Here is a 2,957-nt window from a genome sequence, read left to right on the forward strand (position 1 = left end):
GCAGAGGGGCCAGCATGACGGCGGCCACGGCGATGGCCAATCCGTTGTCGTTGCCGATGGCGATCAGTGGCACCGCCACCTATGTGCTGTTGTCGGCCGGCGATGCCCCTCTGGGCGCCTGGTATGCGGGGTATGTGGATCTGCGCGCCTTGCTGGCACTGGCGGTGGGGTCGTGGTTCGGCATCCGCCTGGCATCGCTGGGGATCGGGCGCATTCCCGATCGCGTTCATGCCGGGGTGTACCTGTTACTGCTGACGGTAGCGCTGGCGGTGATGGTCGTCATGCACTGAGGCGATTCGGATTTTCACGACGGCGGCTGAGCGAATACGTTCCATAATCAGGGGGTCCCTTGGCGTAGGCGGCAAGTGGCCAGCCGGCAGGCTGCCAAAGCTTTCAATGTCGTCGCGCCAGCTGCAATGCTTGGGATTATTCATAATCATCTATATTTGATGTAAAAAATCCAATAAATGTTCAAATATGGCATATTGGTATAGCGTTGCGCTTGATTTGTTTCTGTTGAGGTGGTCAAATTTGAATCTTAAAAAGAATCTATAGTTCATATTTGGATGGTTTGGGTATGGTGTCTTCAGGTTCCAATCGCTCTGGCAGCCAGGTTGCAATGCCGCCTCCCGTGGCGCGTGCCCTGAGTAATCTCGGCCATGATCTATCAACGGCTCGCCGCATGCGTCGATTGACGCAGGAAGACCTGGCGCAGCGTATGGGGACATCACTCAGTACGGTCCGACGCATGGAAGATGGTTACCCTGGGACCGCATTGCACACGTTCCTACGCGCCCTGCATGTGCTTGGTCGCCTCGAGGATGTGGTCAGGGTCATGGCGCTGGAACAAGACACATTAGGCCTGGAACTGGCGCAGGAACAGTTGCCCCAACGGGTACGGGCAGCCGGTGGGAAAAAACAGAAGGCAAGGCCATCGGAGGAGTCGGGGAGAGAAGGCGGTGCCACTGGTGGCGATGAGCTCGAGGGCTTTTGATGGCGACCAGGAAAGCACAACGCCAGGATCTCGACATCCATCTCGGTACGGATGGCAAACTTATCGGACGCCTGTACCTGGGCAGCGGAAAGCGCAGCGCCTTCCGCTACGACGAACGCTGGTTGCAGGACCCGCGGTTCTTTACGGTATCACCAGACCTGCAGCCGGTTCCCGGAGTCCAATATCCACAGGGCGTGTTTTTCCGGGCGTTGGAAGACACGGCGCCGGATTCCTGGGGGGAGCGGGTTATCCGCCGCGCGCACGCCAAGTCGCGCCAGCAGGGGTGCGACCTCCCGCCGCTGGCGCCGGTCGATTTTCTCACCTGGGTCGATGATGAAGCACGTGTCGGGGCCTTGCGCCTCTTCGATCCTCAGCGCGGTATCTATCTGCACACTGAGGGCACTCATCGTCATGTTCCTCCGCTGGTGGAGCTGGACAAAGTTCTTCATGCCGCTCGGGCGCTGGAAGAGGGTGTGGAGAGTGCGCAAGATCTGCAATATCTCCTCGGGCAGGGAACGTCGTTGGGCGGCGCGCGTCCGAAGTCGACGGTCCTGGATACCGATGGCTGGCTGGCTCTAGGCAAGTTCCCGAGTCAGACGGACCAACGTGACGTGATTCGGGGGGAGGTGCTGGCTATGAACCTGGCGATTCGGGCAGGCATTCGTGCCGCGTCGGCGCGTGTGGAGCTCATCCAGGGCACGGCCGTGGCGGTGATTCGCCGATTCGACCGTACCGGTGGAGGACGCATCCCGTACGTGTCGGCCGCTACCATGCTGCAGACGAGCGGACGCGACGACGATCACGCCTATACCGAGCTCGTGGACATATTATTGCAGTCCGGTTCCGACCCTATCGCCGACATTCACGAGCTGTGGCGACGTCTGGTTTTCAATTTCCTCATTTGCAACACGGATGACCATCTGCGTAATACAGGGCTGCTTTATGACGCTCGGCGTCGTGGTTGGCGTCTCGCTCCGGCATTCGATCTCAATCCCATGCCGGGCGATCGCCGTGAAAGCAAGACATGGTTGACCGAAGACTCTGGCCCGATCGATAGTCGCCAAATACTCATGGAGGGGGCGCCGTACTTCAGGTTGAGCGTACAGGAAGCGGTGGCAATCTGGGATGAAGTGGCAGAGGCCGTAGAAACATGGCGCTCCTTGGGGAAGAACATAGGTATGAGGAGTCGGGATTTGACCGATTTTTCGCCCGCTTTTGAGTCTGGTTTGTGAACTGTGCTGTGGATTATGAAGTGATTTTTATAAAACTATGCCTGATCTTGATGACCTGTGGCTCTATTTTCTAGGCCTCGTCTGAAAAGTCGGCGAGCGATGATTAGACAAGGCGCAACGACCGTAGGGAGTAACAGCCGAAGGCTGGCCCGAAGGGTGAGCGTAGCGAATCAAAATTGGCGAAAACGGACCGGGCTGGCGTACCAGTTTACAGGTCGTAAATGAGTACTTTGAGCCGATTTTTAACGCCGTATGGCCGAGCGCAGGCAGTTTTCAGACAAAGCCTAGGCATTTAAAGATAGTTACCCATGATGTTGATGACTCTGTGTTTCCATTCACCGATGCCTCCAGGTACTGCAACGCTCTCCGAGGGTTCCTCGCGAACCATTGCATGATCGCGGCGCACGTGATTGGTGACTTCTGCAGCGAGCTCTTCGTTATTACTTTGGCAAAGAGATCCGGTGGCTTGATAGCGTTCATGATCGCTGGTTCTATATCGTAATCGTGCTTGTCGGACTCGTCGATTAGCGCAGGTATGCCGTATCGCTCGAGCGGGCGTGTTACCGTCGGTTGATAGTGAAATTACTCGAACAAAACGGATATGGGCGAACAACCACAAATCCTGATCTATGAAGATGCCGAGAAGGCGGTCGACGTGCGTCTGGACGAAGGCCGCGAGACGGTATGGCTGACGCAGCGACAGATGGGCGAGGTATTCGAGACCACGCCCG

General features: G+C 57.2%; 2 protein-coding genes and 1 pseudogene. All 3 read left to right on the forward strand.

Annotation, left to right across the window (positions count from 1 at the left end; genetic code table 11):
• Positions 1-290, forward strand: a pseudogene (locus tag CCD76_RS19010) (sulfite exporter TauE/SafE family protein); the annotation flags it as partial.
• A 329-nt stretch (positions 291-619) separates the two neighbouring features.
• Positions 620-994: a helix-turn-helix domain-containing protein gene (locus CCD76_RS20700; protein ID WP_087721062.1), complete on the forward strand. Its 375-nt coding sequence runs from the start codon at positions 620-622 to the stop codon at positions 992-994.
• Positions 994-2,226, forward strand: a complete 1,233-nt coding sequence (locus tag CCD76_RS19020; RefSeq protein ID WP_087721061.1) for a type II toxin-antitoxin system HipA family toxin — start codon at positions 994-996, stop codon at positions 2,224-2,226. Before CCD76_RS20700 ends, CCD76_RS19020 begins: the two co-directional genes overlap by 1 nt.
• Positions 2,227-2,957 lie beyond the last annotated feature (731 nt).

It is taken from the genome of Salinicola salarius (assembly GCF_002179555.1).
Classification (GTDB): Bacteria; Pseudomonadota; Gammaproteobacteria; order Pseudomonadales; family Halomonadaceae; genus Salinicola; species Salinicola salarius_A.

What these genes read in the sequence shown, in the direction of transcription:
- CCD76_RS20700 (WP_087721062.1), top strand. Translation starts at nt 620, where the DNA reads ATGCCGCCTCCCGTGGCGCGTGCCCTGAGTAATCTCGGCCATGATCTA.
- CCD76_RS19020 (WP_087721061.1), top strand. Translation starts at nt 994, where the DNA reads ATGGCGACCAGGAAAGCACAACGCCAGGATCTCGACATCCATCTCGGT.